This is a genomic window from Shinella sp. GW821-FHT10F02, from assembly GCF_058809275.1.
The window spans coordinates 1-18,918 of the sequence record NZ_JBXASL010000002.1; the positions used below are offsets into that span (position 1 = coordinate 1).

Below are 18,918 nucleotides of genomic sequence, written 5' to 3' on the forward strand. Positions count from 1 at the left end.
GAGCTCGACGGCGACGAGATGACGCGCATCATCTGGCAGTTCATCAAGGACAAGCTGATCCATCCCTACCTGGACGTGGATCTCGACTATTACGACCTCAGCATTGAGAACCGCGATGCGACGGACGACCAGGTGACGATCGATGCGGCGCACGCGATCCGCAAACACGGCGTCGGCGTGAAATGCGCCACCATCACCGCCGATGAGGGACGCGTCGAGGAATTCAAGCTGAAGAAGATGTGGAAGTCGCCGAACGGCACGATCCGCAACATCCTCGGCGGCGTCATCTTCCGCGAGCCGATCATCTGCAAGAACGTGCCGCGCCTCGTACCCGGCTGGACCAAGCCGATCATCGTCGGCCGCCACGCCTTCGGCGACCAGTACCGCGCCACCGACTTCAAGTTCCCCGGCAAGGGCAAGCTGACGATGAAGTTCGTCGGCGAGGACGGCAAAGAGATCGAATACGACGTGTTCGATGCGCCGTCCGCCGGCGTCGCCATGGGCATGTACAATCTCGACGATTCGATCACCGAATTCGCCCGCGCCTCGCTGAACTACGGCCTGCAGCGCAAGGTGCCGGTCTATCTTTCGACCAAGAACACCATCCTCAAGGTCTATGACGGCCGCTTCAAGGACATCTTCCAGGAGGTCTTCGACAAGGAATTCGCCGAGAAATTCAAGGAAGCGAAAATCTGGTACGAACACCGCCTGATCGACGACATGGTCGCCTCGGCGCTGAAGTGGTCCGGCGGCTATGTCTGGGCCTGCAAGAACTACGATGGCGACGTGCAGTCCGACATCGTCGCCCAGGGTTTTGGCTCGCTCGGCCTGATGACCTCCGTGCTGATGACGCCGGATGGCCAGACGGTGGAAGCGGAAGCCGCGCACGGCACGGTGACGCGCCACTACCGCCAGCACCAGAAGGGCGAGGAGACCTCGACCAACTCGATCGCCTCGATCTTCGCCTGGACGCGCGGCCTCGCGCACCGTGCCAAGCTCGACAACAATGCCGAGCTCGCGCGCTTTGCCGATACGCTGGAAAAGGTCTGCGTCGACACGGTCGAATCCGGCTTCATGACCAAGGACCTCGCCCTTCTCATCGGCCCCGACCAGCCGTGGCTCTCCACCACCGGCTTCCTCGACAAGATCGACGAGAACCTCCGCAAGGCCATGGCGGCCTGAGCCTTTCCAACAAACGGCGGGGCACCCTCCCCGCCGTTTTTGTTTTTGAACTAGCTGACAAGTCAGTGCCGCCGAAAGGCAATCAAGGCTAGCCCTGAAATCCCGACCTACGTTTCGAGCTTAGGAACTCCACACCAAGGACAAGCGCCGCACCCATGGCGTAGGCCAGAATATCCCACCAGTCCGGCGTCGCCCCGAAGACGATACGGAGGATTCGGTTGGGTATCTGCACATCGAAGCTGGTCAGAAGGAATTGTACCAGTTCCACCGCGACGCCGGTGGCAAAGGCGATGGAAGCTATCGAACGGGCGCTCGCGTTTACGACGGCCCGTATGGCGTAAAAGACCCATGCCACAGCCAGCACATCGCCGAAAAAGCTGCGAACCCAACCCAGATCCCGGCCGAACGTCGCCAGCAACACCAAAATCACGAACAGGACGGCAGCGCGCAGGAAAGACACGAGATCAAAGCGTAAACTCATGATCACGATCTAGCCCGCCCGGGTTCGGCTGTCGAGTTCCCGCTCCGTCAGGTCGGGATTGCAATCCGTGCGATCAACCCATTCGGATGCCGATCGAGAAGTTCCAGTTTCCCGCCATGGTCCTGCACGATCTCGGCGACGATGGAGAGGCCAAGGCCGAAGCCGACGTTGGTTCCTCCTCGGGCCGCATCGACCTTGTAGAACGGCTCCAGCACCCGGCTGCGATGCTCGGCGGGAATGCCGGGGCCGTCGTCGGCGACATCGATCGTCGCCATGCCCGCGCTTGCGCCGAGCTCGACGCGCACGCTGCTGCCGAACTTGGTCGCGTTCTCGCACAGGTTCGTCACCGCGCGCGTGATCGCGAGCGGCTTGAAATTGGCGATCAACCGGGCCGGTCCGCGGTAGGTAATATCGTGGCCGATGTCCTCGAATTCGTCGCACACCGTCTGGATGATCGAGGCGAGATCGGCGCGTTCGAACGCTTCGGTCCGATGGTTGTCGCGCAGATAGCTGAGGCTTTCCTTCAAGAGGCGGTCTATGCGCTCGACATCGGCAAGCAGGGCCTCCCGCACCTCCTCCTGGTCCACGCGCTCGACGCGAAGCCGCAACCGGGTGAGTGGCGTGCGCAGATCGTGGCTGACGCCGCGCAGCATTCTTGTGCGCGAATCAACCATCGTCGAGATGCGTCTTTGCATGCCATTCAGCGCGCGTGCCAAGGCCACGATCTCCTCGCTTCCACGCTCCTCGAACAGGGCCGGGCCGACGGAGAGATCCGCCCGCATCGCCGCCGCCGCAATGCGGCGCAACGGGCGCGTGATCGTCCAGACAGCGAAGGCGGAAAACAGGATCATCAGGATCACAACCGCGAGAAGGTAGTTGGAACCCAGATTCAAGGCATCGCCGCGCAGGAAAGGCCCCGGCAGGCTTTCTAGAACCAGCATCTCGCTATCGTCGATCTTGGCGGCGATGATGCGTTTGCCGTCGATGAAGGTTCGCCAGCCCCCAAGCGGCTCCGCGCCGTCGTCCGGTGGAAACAGCCAGTCCACGACCATGTCAACAAAGGGCTCGGTGGGCGAGGATGTGGTGAACTGCTGCGACAGGGAGAGAGGACGAATCGAGAATTTCCAATCGCCGCGATTGGCGATCTCCAGAATGGTCACGCGCTCCGATGGCTTGGCTTCAGCCAGCACCGAACCGATCGCGGAGACGCGCTCGGAAATATTCTCGAGGTCGATGATCTTGAAGTCCGAACGCATCCAGCGCTCAAGTGCGGAGCCGGCAGAGATGACCATGACGAGGGCGAGAAAGACGATGATCGTGATCTGTCCATGAATCGTCGAAATCAACTTGGATAAGCGAAACCTCAACGCGCCTCCTCGCGCAGGCCTTCGCCGCGCACACACTCTGCCTGTCCAACCGACACTGTCATCGATAGGGTAATGGAAACAGGTCCGCGCGGCCAAACTGCGTTACGTTTTGTGTCGATTTATTAAGGCCGGACATCCGCCGATCCGAGCCACCGCCCGTCGGCAACAAACCGTAACACAACAACATCCAGCCCAATCCTGATCCATGAAAAGACAAGGAGGTTGCACACACGGTTCGCCGCTGCGGCCGGCATCCCGTGTCAAATCACTGGAGCACTCATGTTTTGTACCAAGTATATCGACTGGCGCCTTACCCGGAGCGCGTTGTTCGCCACGTTCACATCGCTCGGAACGGCATCCACCGTGCTGGCTGCCGATGCCAGTCTCGCGGACCAGGCACAGGAGCCGCCCTTCGACCAGGAGCGGTTCAACAACGAGGCCGTCAAACCGAGCTGGAGCCTCATTATCGGCGCCGGCGGCATCTACGAACCGGAATATGAAGGCAGCGACGAGTTCAAGGTCAGCCCGGTTCCGCTCGTCATCTTCACCTATGGCGAATGGCTGGAGATCGATCCGACAGGCGCCACCATTACCGCGCTTCGCAACGGCGGCTTCTCGCTCGCGGGCAAGGTCGGTTATGAAACCGGGCGCGACCAGGATGATCACGACCGCCTGAATGGCCTCGGCGACATCGACTTCGCCGCAACCGTCGGTGCCAAGGCGGCCTATACCTGGAACGCCTTCGAGTTCTACGCAACGCTCGACCAGACGATCGAGGGAAGCGAGAGCCTCATCGGAACGGTCGGCGTCGAATATTCGGCGCCCGTGACCGAGCGGCTGATGATCAGTGCCGGGGCGGAGGTTGTCGTTGCCAACGACAAGCACATGCAGGCCTATTTCGGCGTGAACGCCGCACAGGCGGCCGCATCCGGCCTTTCCGAATACAAGGCGGAAGCCGGTATCAAGCGCGTCAACGTATCGGCATCCGCCACCTATGGGCTCAGTGAAGACTGGTTCGTGCGGGGCGAGGCAGCGCTGGGTATCCTGACCGGAGACGCCGCCGACAGCCCGATCGTGGAAAAGAAGCTTCAGCCCTCGGCCTCGATCTTCGTCGGCTACAAATTCTGATCGAAGCGATCAAAGAAGCCGGAGCAATTCCGGCTTCTTGCCCAAGGCAAACGGCCAAGACCAATCGACATTCAACCCTTGCCGTTTGCAGGCAGGCATGGGCTGAATGTCGATTGGTCCTAGGATTGCTCGACCCGGGCCGTGAACATGTAGCCGCCGAGCCGCACCGTGTGCAGCAGCGCCGGCGTCTTCGGGTCCGCTTCGATCTTCTGGCGCAGCCGGCTGATATGCACATCGATGCTGCGCTCGATCGGTCCGGCAAGGCCGCTATGGGTCAGGGACAAAAGCTCTTCGCGGGTGATGATCCGGCCGGGATTCCGGCAAAAAGCCAGTAACAGATCGAACTCCGTCGTGGTCAGCGCCACCCTGGCATTGCTTGGATCGTGCAACTGCCGGCGCAGCGGATCGATCTGCCAGCCATCGAAGCGCAGCTTGCGCTGATCTACATTGTTCGCCAGTCCATAGGACGCCCGCCTCAGAAGGCTGCGGATGCGGGCGACGATCTCCCGGGGGCTGAACGGCTTGGTGACATAGTCATCGGCGCCCACTTCCAGCCCGACGATGCGATCGATCTCTTCCCCGAGCGCCGTGAGCAGGATGATCGGCGTGGTCTTCTCCGAGCGGATGCGCCGGCAAATGCTGAGGCCATCCTCGCCAGGAAGCATCACGTCCAGAATGATCAGGTCGAATTCGTTGTTGCGCAGCAGCGATTGCATCACCCGCCCGTCTTCCGCGACGGTCGCGATCATCCCGCTCTCCTGCACCGTCAGCGCGAGGAGACTGCCGATCTCCGGATCGTCTTCGACAATCAGGATTCTTGCATTTGCGGAACTCGATTGCATTCTCGTCTTCCCAACCTGAACGCGCATATAATGCTTATCACGCGGGCGACAAACATTTCGCTTTGTTACGTTTTGTTGCGGCGAAATCGGGCGGCGGCGCGGCAGGCGCTAGAACGGCAATGTCCAGAAGACCGGCAGCAATTCCGCCGCCTGCCCCATCTTGATGAGCTCGATGCCCAGCCAGGCGGCCAGGAAGACGGCGCCGTCCTTGAGGCCGCTGACGGCTTTTTCGGAGCGCAAGGGAGTATCATCGGCTTCCCGCCACCGCGAAAAATCCGGCAGGAGCCTTGGTGTCACCTGGCGATAGTGCTCGAAGCTGTGGCCATAACGGCCGGCGAGGAAGGCTTCTTCGCCCCGCATCGCCATGTCGAAGGCGAAATAGGCGATGCCGGTCATCGCGACCATCGACAACAGGCTCTCGGTCTGCGCCCCGAGCCCGGCGATGCCGATCAGGCTGAACAGGTAAAGGGGATTGCGGGTGATCGAATAGGGGCCGTCGGTGACGAGTTCCGCATTCTTGCGGCCGCCGATATAGAACAGCGACCATACGCGGCCGGCAATGGCCGTGAAGATCGCCAGCAATCCCGTCAGCTCGAACAACGAATTCACAAGCGGCGCACCGGGAGGCGACGCCGTCACGGCCAGCAGTGCGAACGCGACGGCGCCGAAGAGGCGGAGCGTGTTGATGCGGTATTGCTGCAGGAAGGGAGCACGGACCTCAGCCATGATCCGCCTCCCCTGCCCGTTTGCCCGTAGCTGGGTGCAGTTTCCGTGATCGGCAAACGATGAAGAGCATGTCGCAATGTCCGTGCTTGAAGGAAAGTCGATGGATTTCCTTCCCACGAGCGGGATTGCGCCGGCTTAAAGATTTGTTTCGACGGATTAAGAAGTTGTACGCCTTATTGCGTCTCGGCTGGACGGACCATCGGCCTGAACGTCCGGCTCACGCGATCGCCCAGGCCGGACATGACCAGGTGCAGCGACGGGATCACGATCAGCGACAGCACCGTGGACACCAGCAGCCCGCCGATGACGGCGATCGCCATGGGTGCGCGAAACTCGCCGCCGTCGCCCAATCCGAAGGCGGAGGGCGCCATTCCACCCACCATCGCAAGCGTCGTCATGACGATGGGGCGCACCCGCTCCAGGCAGGCCTCGACGATGGCCTCCGTACGGGAAAGCCCATGCGCTTCGCGCTCGATCGCGAAATCGAGCAGCATGATGGCATTCTTGGTCACGATGCCCATCAACATGAGGATGCCGATGACCACGGGAAGCGACATTGTATTGCCGCTGAGAAGAAGCCCGGCGGTCACGCCGCCGATCGACAGGGGAAGGGAGGCGAGGATGGTCCAGGGCGCCAGAACGCTGCGGAACAGCAGGATCAGCACTATGAGAACCAGCATGATGCCCGATCCCATCGCCACGAAGAAACTCTCGAAGACATCGCCCTCGGAATCGGAATCGCCGGTCGCCTGGAGGCGGACACCTTCTGGGAGGGCCTTCACGCTCGCCAACTGCATCAGCCGGTCGAGGCCCTGTCCCGATGTCATGCCGTCCTTCAGGTCCACGCCGATCTCGATCCGGCGCTGGCGGTCAAAACGATCGATCGCGGCGACCGTCTCGTCGAAGCCGATGTCCGCCACGGCGGACAGGGGGATATGGTTGCCCTTGTCTGATGGCACGGACAGCATTTGCAGGATGGGCAGCCGGTCGCGTGCGTCGGGCGAGAGCACGACGCGTATCGGGATCTGGCGGGAGCCGTCGATGAAGCTCGCCAGCCTGCTGTCTGTGTCGCCGATCGTCGAGAGGCGGATCGTGTCGGCGATCGCGGCGGGCGTCACGCCAAGCAGCGCGGCCTTGTCGGTCAACACGGACATCCGCAGTTCCGGGCGCGTGGCGACATTGTCGCTTGCGGGCTTGATGAAACTCGGATCGCCGGACATCTCGTTCAGGATGGCATCGGCGGCCTGTTGCACCGCCTCTCCATCGCTTCCCAGAACGGCGAAGGACAGGTCGCGGCCGCCGCGATTGTTGAGGAACCTCAAACGCACGTCGGCGATGGAGGCGAGCTTGTTTTCCATGTCCGCCTCGACGGCGAAGGAGGAGCGGTCCCGTTTCGTCTTGTGCACGAGGTCGATCAGGATCACGGCATAGCGCAGATCCTGCTGCCCGTTCATGCTGGCGCCCGCGCGTGCGAAAACACCCTCCACCTCGGGAAACGCACCCGCGCGAGCCGCAATCTCATCGGTGATGGCGCGGGTCTCTTCCAGCGTCGCGCCCGGCGGCAGCTCGACAGTCAGCGTCAGCCGGCCCATGTCCTCCTCCGGCAGGAAGGCCGTCGGCACCGATGCGAGCGACATGACGGAGAGCGCGAACAGGCCGAAAGCGCCGCCGATCGTCGCCCATCGCCAGCGCAGGCTCACCCTCAACAGGCTCTGGTAGGCCCGCAGCATGGCGCCGTCGCGCGCCTCCGTTCGGGGGCGGCCGGTCATGAAATAGGCGGCGAGGATGGGTGTTATCAGCCGGGCGACCAGCAGGGAGAAGAACACGGCGATGGCGACGGTCAGGCCGAATTCGCGGAAATAGAGGCCGACGATGCCGCTCATCAGCCCGACGGGCGCAAAGACCGCAATGATGGTCGCGGAAATCGCGATGACGGCAAGCCCGATTTCGTCCGAGGCGTCGAGCGCCGCACGATAGGCGGACTTGCCCATGTTGCGATGGCGGACGACATTCTCGATCTCGACGATAGCATCGTCGACGAGGATGCCCGTCACCAGCGTGATGGCCAGCAGGCTGAGGATGTTGAGCGAAAAGCCGAGAAGGTCGATCGCGAAGAAGGTCGGGATGATCGACAATGGCAGCGCCACGGCGGCAACGATGGTTGCCCGCCAGTCGCGCAGGAACAGGAACACCACGACGATGGAAAGTGCTGCGCCCTCCAGCAAGGTGTTCATCGCTGAACGATAATTGCCCGTCGTGTAGGAGACATTGTCATCCACCAGCCGGAACTGGACGGCCGGGTTCTTCACCGCCAATTCGGCAACAGCGACCGCAACAACCTCGGCGACGCCCACCTCGCTGGCGCCCTGCGAGCGCGAGACGGCAAAGCTCACGATCTCCTCGCCGTTCAAGGTCGCAAAGGACCGCGGCTCGGCAATGGTGTCGCGAACGCTTGCAATGTCCGCAAGCCGCACGGAACTGTCTCCGGCCAGCGCTAGACGCCACTCGGCCAGGCTCGAAACGGTCTCGGCAGAGGCGGCGGTCGTCAGGACCTGTTCGCGGCCGTTGATCTCCTGGCGCCCGCCCGATCGCTCGAGTTGGCTCTGGCGGATCGTTTCGTTGACTGCGCCGGCGGTGAGTGCCAGCGCCTGCAATTTGTCGGCATCGAGTTCGACGCGGATTTCCCGGTCGCCGCCACCGATGCGTTCGACCCGGCTGACGCCGCGCAGTCCCTGGAGATCCCGCGCTACCACGTCGTCGACGAACCACGACAGGTCCGAGACCGTCATGTCCTGGCTGAAAACGGCGTAGGTGACGACGGACTGTGCTTCCTCTTCCAGCCGTTCGATCACGGGCTCGTCGATGCCATCAGGCAGGTCGCCCCGCACGCGCGCCACCGCATCCCGCACATCGTCCATCGCCCGGTCGGGCGAGACCAGGCCGAGCTCGAACTCGACGGTGGTCACGGAGCGGCCCTGGTCGACCGTCGACGTCAGTTCCTTGACGGCAGGCAGGGATGCGACGGCGTTCTCGATCGGCCGCGTCACTTCGGTTTCGAGTTCGACCGGCGTGGCGCCGGACTGCTCGACGGTGATGCGCACGAGCGGGGTGACGATCGCCGGGAAATAGGTGACGGGCAAACGGGAGAAACTATAGAGCCCGGCAACGGTCAGCACCACGAAGAGCAGGAACGACGGCAGCGGGTTTCGAATGGCCCAGGCGGAAATGTTGGCGCTCATCACCGGATCTCCCTTGTTTCATCGACGCTCGGCAGCGAGGCGGCCAGTCTGTCCGCCGGAGCGACATCCAGCGTGGCGACGACCGGCTGCACCTTGTCCTGCGCCTTCAGGAACCCGCCCGCTTTCAGAACCACCATCTCCCCGTCATCGACGCCGCGCGTGATCTCCACCAGGCCGCCCTGACGGGCACCCACCGTGACGGGCCGGACATCCACGGCGCCTTCCGTCACGACGAAGATCGTGTCCGCGCCGCGCACGGTTTTGACCGCGCTGCCCGGAAGAAGAATGTTCCGGCGTTCGGAAACATCGATGCGTCCCTGCGCGAAAACGCCGGGCGTGAGGCCATCCCGCCTGTCGAGCGCGATATAAACCTGACCGCTACGGGTCGCGGGATCGAGCTGCGCGGCCTTGAGCCTCAGCGTGCCGGAAACCGGACCCTCGTGGCCGGGAAGTGTCACATCGGCGCGCATGCCGCTTTGCAGGCGAACGAAATTCGTTTCCACCACGGAGGCGACGAATTCCATGCTCCCCTCCTCCGCGATGAGAAACATCGGCGTGGCAGCGTCCGACGTCATCGCGCCGAGGCGTGCCGTGCGGCTGAGGATGAGCCCGGCCATCGGAGCCCGCACCGTGCTGCGCACGATCGTCAGCTCGATTTCCGCGCGTTCGCGGGTCACCAAAGCGGCTTCCGCCTCTGCGAGGGCCAGAGACTGCTGCGCCAGGCCCAGTTCAGCGGCCGCCCTCTCATGGGCGTTGCGATGCTGATCCAGCACCTGTTGCGAGATGACGTTTCTGGCATGCAGCACGCGGCTGCGCTCGAAAACGCTGGCGGTTTCCGCTTCCGTCACCCGCGCGACATCCACCCTGGCGGCCTCCACCGCAACGGCTGCCGTGGCGCGCAGCATGCTGATGGCATTGCGATCGAGCCGCATCCGGGCGTCGGTCGTGTCGAGCATGGCGAGCGGTTGACCCTTTTCGACATACTGCCCGACCTCGACGAGAATCTGCCGTATCTCCTGTCCCTGGATGAAGGAATGCACCTGCACTTCCTCGCGCGACACCACCGAGCCGACAACGGAAACCTGCTCGGTCACGGTGCTCTGCCGGGCAACGACGACCGTTACGGGCATCTGCTCCTGGGCTTTCAGCGTCACGGGGCAAGACAGCAGCAGGACGCCCAGCAGCAAACGGGCGCGCGTTGAATGTGAGCTGGATTTCTCACGCATGAAACCACCTTCCGATTGATCCGAAGGCACATCGCCCCGGCATGATCCGGATCAAAGGCTACCGATCCAGGACGCTGCCGGTGTTTCATCGCATTACGAAAGATTGCGCTTGGGCACCGCGCTAGCGTTTCTGCTCCGCGCCGGCCTTGTCGGTCCAGGAGGGCGGCATGCCGAGTTGCGCGCCGGCAAAATTCTTCAGGCCGGGCGCCCGGCCGAAGCGTTCGCATGCCAGATATTTAGGCTTGCCGCCCAGATTGGATTTCAGCTTCTGGGTGGACGGCAGCTTCGGCAGGCCCTTGAACGGCGTCTTGCCCGTGACCAGCATCTTTGAAAAATCGTTGCCGAAACTGCTTGCGAGTGAATAGGCATCCCCGACCTGGGACACCCGCGCATCCGTGGTCAGGGAATTCGCCCCCTTGGCCCAGACCATCGCGCCGAGCTGCTTACCCTCCCTGGTCGTCGCCTCGGCCTCGACGGCGAGCCCGCCGAGGCCGAAAGGCAATCTCGGCACGCTTACGGGAAGCACGAAGGAGGAGCCGAGCGAGGCGACCGTCGAGACGCCGGCGACCGTGGCATTGGTCGGCACGATGCGGACGATGGTGGCATGGACGACGAGATCCGCATCCTCCTTCCGCTCGATGACCGCGAACCGGTCGCTGACGCCGATGCACAGCGCGCGACTGATGGCATTCGCCACCAAGGCTTGTTCCGAGGTTTTTTGCGTCGACAGTGCGGCGGTCGCCGAGATCTGGGTCGGTTCTATATAGACCGTCCGGATCGTCCCGAGATCGCCGGGTATGGCCTTGTACCTCGCCCTTCTCAGGCGCCCGTCGACCGGCGTGAGGCCTTCATAGGATGCCAGCGAATTCGCCTGCTCCAGCGGCACCGAGGCACAGCCGCCAAGGATCGACAGGACGAGGCAGGGCAGAAGCGCAGCGCCGAGCGGTCGGTGCCGGCGAAGGGAAAGATGCAGCATTTTCAGTCTCCTGTCGGGATTTTTGAAAGGGATGACGGGCCAGTGCATTATGGCGCCTGCTCCAAGGGCTGGGCGATCCTCAACGGTTCGCTGAAGGACGGCCTGTCTTTCCACAGGCTACCGCTCGCCGCTTTTGCATAACCAAGATTGTAGACGGCGCGCATGTAGTTGGTGTTGAACGGGTCGGTCATCTTGTAGGGGACCTGCGTGTCTATCGAGGCCACATGAAACCGGATGCCGGTCTTCTGCGCATAGACATAGGTGGCGAGCAGGGCGCTGCGCGTCTGTGCCTTGATGAGGGCGGAATTCGCCCGCGCCATGACGGCAAACGTGTTGTTCGTCGTCGTCGAGAATTCCGGAATGAGCGCGTTGTTGACGATGATGAACATGTTGAACCTGAAGCCTTTTGGCCAATCGACCTTGTCGGAGCTCGCCATCCAGCCTTCGGGAATCGTGAGGATCTGTGAGGCGGAGCCGCCGTCGGAATGCATCTCCTCGAATGCCCTGCCCTCGGATGTCGCCTTGATGAGGACGGCGGGATAAAGGCCGGGAATGCTTGCCGAGGCGATGATTACGTCCTGGAACAGCTTCAGGGCATCGGCCCGGCCGCTATTGGCGATGGCGCCCATGTTCCAGATCACCGCCCTTTGGGAATCGAGGTTTGAGGTCAGGACAAGCAAGCGCCGACCTTTGCGATGCTCCGCGGCGATCTTCGCCAGGATGTCGCGCGTCAGATAGCGCTCCACCATCGTGCGAAGCGGCGCCTGTTTCAGGAGGCTCGCGCCGAGCAGGCCCTTCGGCAGGAAATCCGCATCGATCAGCTCCTTTGCGACGCCGCTCGTGTAGAGGTCGACGAGGGTATCGTCGTAGGCGGAGCCGAGGAAAGCGTAAGGCGCGATCAACGCGCCCGTGCTGACACCGCTGACGATGTCGAACTGCGGCCGACCGCCCTTATCCGACCAGGCCTTCAGTGCGCCGACGCTGAAGGCGCCGCCCGCGCCGCCGCCGGACAGGACGAGATAGTTGATTTCGTTGCGGGCCGGGACCGGCAGCCATCCCCGCGCATCGGGCAGGTCCCGCCCGGTATCCGCATAGATGCGGATATGCTCGAACCCCTCGATCGTCGCGTTTGCCGCGGCACGCGGCCCGTAGGCAATGCGGTCCGGCGCCACGCAGCCGGCGAGGAAAACCAGCATGAGTATGGCAATGCAGCGATGCACGTTCGCCGCTCTCAGGTGAAGAAAGAGAAGGGCTGTCGAGCGCCGATAGACCATTGGTTTTCAGCCGCGGCGGGCCGCCGTTGTCTCATGCCAAGCTTCCTTCGAAATCGCATCTAACGGCATTAGGTCTGATTCATCATTGCCTTGGGTTTCGTGTTGTTAAGAGATGTTAGCGCGCGCGGGCTTTGGCGCCCGGCAACAAAACTTCACCAAACGCCTTGGTTTCGTCCCCGTTTTGACATCGCGAGGTTTTGTGCCGCGGCTATCCAAACGGCAGCAGAACGGAGATCACGATGACCGAGCGCGAAATGACGATGGCAGAGATTCTGAAGGACCCGCTCATCCGGCAGATGATGCGGGCAGACGGAGTGTCCTTGAGACAGATGCGGCAACTGCTGCGCGACGCAGCCCGTGCGCGAACGGCCGAGAGGCACGCCTGCGCCTTTCCGGGGATGGTCGCACGAGAGAGGGCTTCGCCAAGGCCGGAGGCTTAGGCGATGGCTTTCCCTTTTGCGACGAAACGGGTGCTGCTTTGAACCGAGATGGCCTGGATCGACGGCAGATGTATCGTCACGCGCAGGCCATGCGGCAGGATATTCTCCATCGCGAGCGAACCGCCGTGGCCTTTTACGACTTCGTCGGCGATCGAAAGCCCCAATCCGAAACCGCTATTGGAATTCGGCGACCGCGCCTCGTCGGCCTTGAAGAAGGGTTCCAGCACTTTTTCTTCAAGACCTTCTTCAAGGCCGGGGCCGTTATCGCTCACGGTGATCACCGCGCCGCCTTGCGGATTGCTGCGCAATTCGACGCTGACGACCGTACCGAACCGCACTGCATTTTCCACAATGTTGGTGATCGCGCGCACAAGCGCCTTTTGCCGGCACAGATATCCGAGCCGCTCGGGTCCGCTGTAGCGCACCGTATGGCCAAGATCCCAGAATCCCGAGGTGATCGTCTGCAGCAGGCTGGAAATGTCAACCTTTTTCATCGGCTCGGCGGTCGCATTGCTGCTCAGATATTGCAGGCTTTCCTCGATCATGGTGGTCAGCGTTTCGATATCAGCAAGCATTGCGTCCCGTGACGCGGGGTCCCTGGAGCGCTCCACGCGCATGCGCAGCCGGGTCAGCGGTGTTCGCAGATCGTGGCTCACGGCCGTCAGCATCCGCGTCCGGTCATCGACCATTTTACGGATACGGCGTCGCATATTGTTGAGCGACGTCGCGAGCGTATGGAGTTCCTTGGCGCCTTCGGCCGTGAACAGTTCGTCCTCGTTATCGTCGAGACGCAATCTTTTTGCGGCATCCGCAAAGCACACGAGAGGCGACGTGATCATGCGCCCCATGTAGAGCACCAGCAGAAGCATCGGCAGCATCAGGATGGTGAGCTTGGCGACGAATTCCAGAACCAGACTGAGAAACGACGGGGAATTGTAGGCCTTGGAGAAGCCGATAACGAGAGCACGCTTGGCATCAAGGCGCACCGCCACCGAATTGTGCCGCTCGCTTCCCGGCGGGTTTTGCAGCGCCACCGCTTCGAAATCGTCAGGCAGGAGGCGGCGAAGCTCGTCCGAGACGGCATGGGTATCCTCCTCGCGCGCCTGCGCTTCGCTCGCGGCACTCCACGGCACGACCGTCAATTCGAGGCCGAGAGGCGCGCTGGAGCGCACGAGATCCTGCACCTCGGGATTGTCGCCCGCATTCCTGAATTGCGTGACGATCATCTCGATTTGCGTGCGCCTGACCATCAGCAGCTTCTCATTGTAGAAAATGAGCGGCTCGGGCAGCATCGCAATGATAAACACGATGATCACCGGGATCGGAAACAACGCCACCGCTATGAACTGCCACCGTATGGACGCCTTGCGGAAGCGGTCGATCATGTTTCTACCTCCACCTCCGGCGTGAAGATGTAGCCGCCGAGGCGAACGGTTTTAATGAAGGTCGGGTCCTTGTAGTTCGGCTCTATCTTCTGTCGGACGCGGCTGACATGCACATCGATGCTGCGCTCGACAGGTCCGGCGGATCCGGCATGCGTGCGGGTCAAGATGTCCTGCCGCGTCATGACGCGCCGCGGGTTCTGGCAGAACACGAGCAGCACATCGAATTCCGCCGTGGTGAGCGACACATGCACGCCGTCGCTGTCGGTCAGTTCGCGGGTGACGGGATCGATCCGCCAGCCGGCGAATGTCATGCTTTCCAGGCTCGGCTTGAGCTGCATCGAATAGGACGACCGCCGCAGGAGCGCTTTCACTCTTGCCAGCAACTCCCTGGAATTGAACGGCTTCGTGACATAGTCGTCCGCGCCCAGTTCCAGCCCGACGACCCGATCGATTTCTTTCGAAAGGGCTGTCAGCATGAGGATGGGTATCGTATCGGACGACCGGATTCGCCTGCAGATGCTGAAGCCATCCTCACCCGGCAGCATTCCATCCAGGATGATGAGCTGGAACTCCTTCTTTCTCAGCAGGCGGTCCATTTCGAGCGCCGATCCGACCGCCTCGGCGGCGTATCCGGCCTCCCGCATAAGCTCGATGAGCATGCTCGCAATATCGCGATCGTCCTCGACGACGAGGATGCGGGCCGACGCCTGGGCGAGAACATTGCTCGCGGTGTTGTTCATGACCTCAGCCATTCCTGTCGCCCTCCCGGCAAAGACTATCCCGCCCGCCATCGTGGCTGTCAGCAACAATTGTGTTTATTTTTGTTGCTGCGGCTCCGCCGCTGCCGCGCCTCAGAACTTGTAGCCCACGAACATCATGACCGACGGCTGGGTGTCTTTCTGGACTATGGGGCTGTTTTTCGCATCACCGGTCAGGATGCCGAGTTCGGCCTGGCCCCTGACGAACCAGTTTTCGGACGCCATATAGGTGACGGACGCGGTCAGATCGATGCGCTTGAAACCCGCCCCGGCATCGTATCTGGCAAGGCCGGACCTGGCCGACTGGGCGGAGGTGACGCCGAAATAGGACTTCATGTGTTTCTTGTCCGCCCAGGTGGCGGATGCGCCGGCGGAAAAGATGAACTGCCCCCAGAAATGCGAGACTTCCGCCCCCAATTTCCCGGTGAGCCCGTCGCTGCCACCGAAGGTCTTGTCGATCTCGGCCGTCAGTTCCACCGGGCCGAGCTGGTAGGCGATCACGCCGCCCAGCACGCCACCGGCGCCGATATCCCCAAGGCCATCCAGATGGCGGCTGTCGTCCTCATCGCGACCGGGGTCGTAACCACCCTTCGCACTGATGGTGAAATTCTCGGCCTTGTAGACGTCGACGAAGAGGCCCTGGGGATTGATGTGCACATAGTCGTTGAAGGTCGCCGAGATGAACGGGACCGGCATGACCTTGAAATCCTTCGACCCCTCGAATTTGGGCGCATAAATCGCGCCCCCGCCGAGCACGAACTCCCAGTCGTGCAGCTTGCCGCGAAAGCCGCCGAACCGTTCGGCGTCGAATTCCGGCTGCACCTCGCCGCTGGGATCGCCGGCCAGCGTGTTGGCGTCAGCCGCCCTTGCTGCATTCCGCAGTGCCAGGGGAAGAATCAGCGCCGACAATACGATCAAGCTCGTGTGTTTCATCTTGGAAGACAATGTTCCGCTCCTGGGTGCGTATCACTCTGCAGGCCGTAAGGGCCGCGGGGCGGACATTGGTGGGGATTCGCTTTGGGATGGGTTTTGTCTTGTTAAGAGATGTTTCTCCCATGCCTGCCAAGGCAACAACTCCGAGCAAACGTTAATAAGTCTTAAAACCATCCGGCCGGGGGAGCAGCTAGTTCCAGGCAATGGCGTCGTCGGATTGCCGATCGCGCGTTTGCATTGCCCGGAGAGCTCCATGTTTTCATATCGGATGCCGTCGCATGAGGCGGAACACGTCAAGGCCTTCCAGCTATCGGATGTTCAGGACATCCGCCCCGCCGTCTCGATCATCGTGCCGACGCTGAATGAAGCGGAGAACATCGACCGCATCCTCGGCGACATCGTCGACAGCGTGCGTGAACACTTCAATTTCGAGATCATCGTCACGGATGGCGGATCGACCGACGGTACATGCGAAAGGGTGAACCGCTGGGCAAGTCGGCACCCGGTTCGCCTGGTCAGAAACGACGGTCCCGGCGGACTGGCGGAGGACGTGTTTTCGGCAGCGGAGAAGGCGCGGTTTCCGATCCTCGTCGTTCTCGACGCGGACGGCAGCCATCCGGCGAACTCCATTCCGGATCTCGTCCGTCCTCTCTCCTCCGGGCGCTTCGACATGGCCGTCGGCAGCCGCTATGTCGAGGGTGGGCGCACCGTCGGATGGCCGCTCCACCGCCGCCTTCTCTCCCGGCTCGGCGGCGCATTCGCCTCGCCCTTCACCGACGTGAACGATCCGCTTTCGGGCTTTTTCGCCGTAAAGCGGGACCGTCTTCTGGCCGCCGGCTCCCATGCCGAAGGCTTCAAGATCGGCCTGGAGGCGATTTTCGCCGGCGGCGACGCCCTGACGGTTACCGAGGTCCCGATCTCCTTCACCGACCGGATCAAGGGGAAATCGAAGATCGGCGCGCGCCAGTTCGCGGCCTATCTCGGCCAGCTGGTGCGATTTTCCAGGGGAACGGACACCTCGGACACCTTTCATCGTTTTGCGGTGGTGGGCTTTGCCGGCTTCGTGCTGGATTTCGCCATCGTATCGATGATGCGCATTCTTGGCGCCGACATCACCGTCGCGCACATGTCCGGTTTCTGCTTTGCGGCCCTCTTCAACTACTTAGCCCACGCGGAATGGTCCTTCAAAGACCGCGCCGGGAACAGCACGCGGTTCGCGCGCTTTCTGCTTCTCTCCGTGCTGGCCCTGGCGATGCGCGGCGGTTTCATCGCGACGGCCTCCGATCTCGGGCTACCCTTCCTGTGGGTGCTGATGTTGGGCATCGCCGGCGGCGGTATCGTCAGCTACGTCGGAAACGAATTCTACGTCTTCCGCAGCGATACGTTCCTGCCCTCGACGACCCGCTGGAAACTCGCCGCGGTCGCCGTTGCCGTCTATGTCGTCATGATCCGGATCGTCTACCAGGGCAGCATCGACCTCATCCCCCAGGAAGCCTATTACTGGAATTATGCCCAGCATCCGGCCTTGGGCTATCTGGATCACCCGCCGATGGTCGCGTGGCTGATATGGCTCGGCACGTCGATCTTCGGAGACTCCGAATTCGGCGTGCGCGCGGGCGCAACACTGTGCTGGCTGCTGACGGCGTTCTTTCTCTTTCGCCTTACCGACAACCTGTTCGGCCGCACATCCGCCTTCCTGGCCCTGCTGCTCGTGTCCATTCTCCCGTTCTTCTTTGCGATAGGTACCGTCATGACGCCGGACGCGCCGCTGACCGCTGCCTGGGCGGGAGCCTTGTATTTCCTGGAACGCGCCTTGATCGGACGGCGCCGAAGAGCCTGGCTCGGAGTGGGTATCTGCATCGGCCTCGGCATGTTGTCGAAATACACGATCGCCTTGCTCGGGCCGGCGACAATCGTTTTCCTGATCATCCATCCGCAATCCCGGCACTGGTTGCTGTCGAAATGGCCCTATCTCTGTGCAGCCATCGCCGTCGCATTGTTTTCGCCCGTGATCCTCTGGAACGCCACCCACGACTGGGCGTCCTTCCAGTTCCAGGGAAGCCGGCGATGGCTGGCGGATATCCGCTTCTCCACGCACACGCTTTCGATGTTCATCACAGCCTTGCTTGGCCCCGTCGGGCTCGCACTGGCAGGCATCACGATGGCCAGACTGGTGCGCCTTGTCGACCATCTCGCCATGCGCGGGCCTGCCACGTTCATCCTGGTCTTCACCCTCGTCCCGCTCTCCGTCTTCCTTGGCTTCAGCCTGCTGCACGGCGTCAAGCTGAACTGGACCGGGCCGCTCTGGCTTGCCCTGCTGCCGGCGATGGCGAAGATCGTTGCAGACGCCGTGAAACAAGGGCGCAGGACAAGACTGGTTGCGGCGTTGAAAGTCGGCACGGCAACGAGCATCCTGTGCTTCGCCCTGTTCCTGCACTACCTGGCGCTGGGCCTTCCGTTCATCGGCTATTCCGGCACCTTGCGCGGCCTGCCGGTCGCCTGGGAGGAGTTTTCCGCCGGCGCCGAGCAGATCAGGACCAAGGTTGCGGCCGAAACCGGATATTCGCCGCTGCTCGTCGGCATGGATGCCTACAATATCGCGAGCCAACTCGGCTTCTACGGTCAAGGGCGAACAGCCTTGGACGACATCACCAGCCAGAATCTTTTCGGACAGAACGGCCTGATGTTCGGCACCTGGCACGCCGGAAAGGCATCCGCGGGCCGCGTCGTCATCCTGTACGGCCTGAAGGAAAACAGCGTCTCCGGCGACGGGCTCGCAAAGTGGTTCGACACTATCGGCCCCGTCGAGAGACGGGCCGCGCAGAAGAATGGCAGCGTGGCGGGCACGTTCTTCTATCGCGTGGGCTACGGGTTTCGCCAGCCAACTTAATCTATCTTAACCGAACTTGACCGCACTTCACATGCGATCCGCTACATCCGTGCGAGCCTTCCCAAAAAACC

Annotated in this window: 14 protein-coding genes; 3 read left to right on the top strand and 11 right to left on the bottom strand. The window is 62.2% G+C overall.

Annotated elements, in window-relative coordinates; genetic code table 11:
* Positions 1 to 1,182 (top strand): NADP-dependent isocitrate dehydrogenase (locus AC1RWL_RS06000; RefSeq protein WP_493093873.1); only part of this gene is annotated, 1,182 nt, incomplete at its 5' end.
* An 88-nt stretch (positions 1,183 to 1,270) separates the two neighbouring features.
* Here the strand turns inward: AC1RWL_RS06000 and AC1RWL_RS06005 are convergent.
* Both AC1RWL_RS06005 and AC1RWL_RS06010 read right to left on the bottom strand, forming a co-directional pair.
* The gene (locus AC1RWL_RS06005) at positions 1,271 to 1,663 is read right to left on the bottom strand and encodes a ribosomal maturation YjgA family protein (RefSeq protein ID WP_493093874.1); all 393 of its coding nucleotides are present in this window, start codon (positions 1,661 to 1,663) and stop codon (positions 1,271 to 1,273) included.
* Between the two features lie 47 nt (positions 1,664 to 1,710).
* Positions 1,711 to 3,126 (bottom strand): ATP-binding protein, encoded by a 1,416-nt coding sequence (locus tag AC1RWL_RS06010; RefSeq protein WP_493093875.1) that lies wholly within the window; start codon positions 3,124 to 3,126, stop codon positions 1,711 to 1,713.
* A 183-nt stretch (positions 3,127 to 3,309) separates the two neighbouring features.
* On the opposite strand from AC1RWL_RS06010, the gene AC1RWL_RS06015 reads away from it, so the two are divergent.
* On the top strand, positions 3,310 to 4,158 hold the full coding sequence (locus tag AC1RWL_RS06015; RefSeq protein ID WP_493093876.1) for a MipA/OmpV family protein: 849 nt from the start codon (positions 3,310 to 3,312) through the stop codon (positions 4,156 to 4,158).
* A gap of 119 nt (positions 4,159 to 4,277) precedes the next feature.
* Here the strand turns inward: AC1RWL_RS06015 and AC1RWL_RS06020 are convergent, their stop codons facing one another.
* The 9 genes from AC1RWL_RS06020 to AC1RWL_RS06060 form a co-directional block, all read right to left on the bottom strand.
* Positions 4,278 to 5,000, bottom strand: a complete 723-nt coding sequence (locus AC1RWL_RS06020) for a response regulator transcription factor (RefSeq protein ID WP_435265551.1) — start codon at positions 4,998 to 5,000, stop codon at positions 4,278 to 4,280.
* Between the two features lie 108 nt (positions 5,001 to 5,108).
* The gene (locus tag AC1RWL_RS06025; protein ID WP_493093877.1) at positions 5,109 to 5,726 is read right to left on the bottom strand and encodes a methyltransferase family protein; all 618 of its coding nucleotides are present in this window, start codon (positions 5,724 to 5,726) and stop codon (positions 5,109 to 5,111) included.
* Positions 5,727 to 5,899: 173 nt separating this feature from the next.
* On the bottom strand, positions 5,900 to 8,965 hold the full coding sequence (locus AC1RWL_RS06030) for an efflux RND transporter permease subunit (RefSeq protein ID WP_493093878.1): 3,066 nt from the start codon (positions 8,963 to 8,965) through the stop codon (positions 5,900 to 5,902).
* The gene (locus tag AC1RWL_RS06035; protein ID WP_493093879.1) at positions 8,965 to 10,191 is read right to left on the bottom strand and encodes an efflux RND transporter periplasmic adaptor subunit; all 1,227 of its coding nucleotides are present in this window, start codon (positions 10,189 to 10,191) and stop codon (positions 8,965 to 8,967) included. The genes AC1RWL_RS06030 and AC1RWL_RS06035 overlap by 1 nt, the downstream gene beginning before the upstream one ends.
* A 121-nt stretch (positions 10,192 to 10,312) precedes the next feature.
* On the bottom strand, positions 10,313 to 11,167 hold the full coding sequence (locus tag AC1RWL_RS06040; RefSeq protein ID WP_493093880.1) for a DUF3313 domain-containing protein: 855 nt from the start codon (positions 11,165 to 11,167) through the stop codon (positions 10,313 to 10,315).
* 47 nt (positions 11,168 to 11,214) lie between these two features.
* Positions 11,215 to 12,363: a patatin-like phospholipase family protein gene (locus tag AC1RWL_RS06045; RefSeq protein ID WP_493094461.1), complete on the bottom strand. Its 1,149-nt coding sequence runs from the start codon at positions 12,361 to 12,363 to the stop codon at positions 11,215 to 11,217.
* A gap of 514 nt (positions 12,364 to 12,877) precedes the next feature.
* The gene (locus tag AC1RWL_RS06050) at positions 12,878 to 14,266 is read right to left on the bottom strand and encodes a sensor histidine kinase (RefSeq protein WP_493093881.1); all 1,389 of its coding nucleotides are present in this window, start codon (positions 14,264 to 14,266) and stop codon (positions 12,878 to 12,880) included.
* Positions 14,263 to 15,018 (bottom strand): response regulator, encoded by a 756-nt coding sequence (locus tag AC1RWL_RS06055; protein ID WP_493093882.1) that lies wholly within the window; start codon positions 15,016 to 15,018, stop codon positions 14,263 to 14,265. The genes AC1RWL_RS06050 and AC1RWL_RS06055 overlap by 4 nt, the downstream gene beginning before the upstream one ends.
* 99 nt (positions 15,019 to 15,117) lie before the next feature.
* Positions 15,118 to 15,957, bottom strand: coding sequence for a MipA/OmpV family protein (locus tag AC1RWL_RS06060; protein WP_493158279.1), 840 nt, complete (start codon positions 15,955 to 15,957; stop codon positions 15,118 to 15,120).
* Between the two features lie 253 nt (positions 15,958 to 16,210).
* Here AC1RWL_RS06060 and AC1RWL_RS06065 point away from each other — a divergent pair, with 253 nt between their 5' ends.
* Positions 16,211 to 18,847, top strand: coding sequence for a glycosyltransferase family 39 protein (locus tag AC1RWL_RS06065; RefSeq protein ID WP_493093884.1), 2,637 nt, complete (start codon positions 16,211 to 16,213; stop codon positions 18,845 to 18,847).
* Positions 18,848 to 18,918 lie beyond the last annotated feature (71 nt).

Excerpts from the sequence above, each read along its gene's own strand:
- AC1RWL_RS06065 (WP_493093884.1), top strand. The coding sequence starts at position 16,211 with ATGTTTTCATATCGGATGCCGTCGCATGAGGCGGAACACGTCAAGGCC.
- AC1RWL_RS06060 (WP_493158279.1), bottom strand. The coding sequence starts at position 15,957 with ATGAAACACACGAGCTTGATCGTATTGTCGGCGCTGATTCTTCCCCTG.
- AC1RWL_RS06015 (WP_493093876.1), top strand. The coding sequence starts at position 3,310 with ATGTTTTGTACCAAGTATATCGACTGGCGCCTTACCCGGAGCGCGTTG.
- AC1RWL_RS06005 (WP_493093874.1), bottom strand. The coding sequence starts at position 1,663 with ATGAGTTTACGCTTTGATCTCGTGTCTTTCCTGCGCGCTGCCGTCCTG.
- AC1RWL_RS06030 (WP_493093878.1), bottom strand. The coding sequence starts at position 8,965 with ATGAGCGCCAACATTTCCGCCTGGGCCATTCGAAACCCGCTGCCGTCG.
- AC1RWL_RS06055 (WP_493093882.1), bottom strand. The coding sequence starts at position 15,018 with ATGGCTGAGGTCATGAACAACACCGCGAGCAATGTTCTCGCCCAGGCG.
- AC1RWL_RS06045 (WP_493094461.1), bottom strand. The coding sequence starts at position 12,363 with ATGCTGGTTTTCCTCGCCGGCTGCGTGGCGCCGGACCGCATTGCCTAC.
- AC1RWL_RS06050 (WP_493093881.1), bottom strand. The coding sequence starts at position 14,266 with ATGATCGACCGCTTCCGCAAGGCGTCCATACGGTGGCAGTTCATAGCG.
- AC1RWL_RS06035 (WP_493093879.1), bottom strand. The coding sequence starts at position 10,191 with ATGCGTGAGAAATCCAGCTCACATTCAACGCGCGCCCGTTTGCTGCTG.
- AC1RWL_RS06020 (WP_435265551.1), bottom strand. The coding sequence starts at position 5,000 with ATGCAATCGAGTTCCGCAAATGCAAGAATCCTGATTGTCGAAGACGAT.
- AC1RWL_RS06040 (WP_493093880.1), bottom strand. The coding sequence starts at position 11,167 with ATGCTGCATCTTTCCCTTCGCCGGCACCGACCGCTCGGCGCTGCGCTT.
- AC1RWL_RS06025 (WP_493093877.1), bottom strand. The coding sequence starts at position 5,726 with ATGGCTGAGGTCCGTGCTCCCTTCCTGCAGCAATACCGCATCAACACG.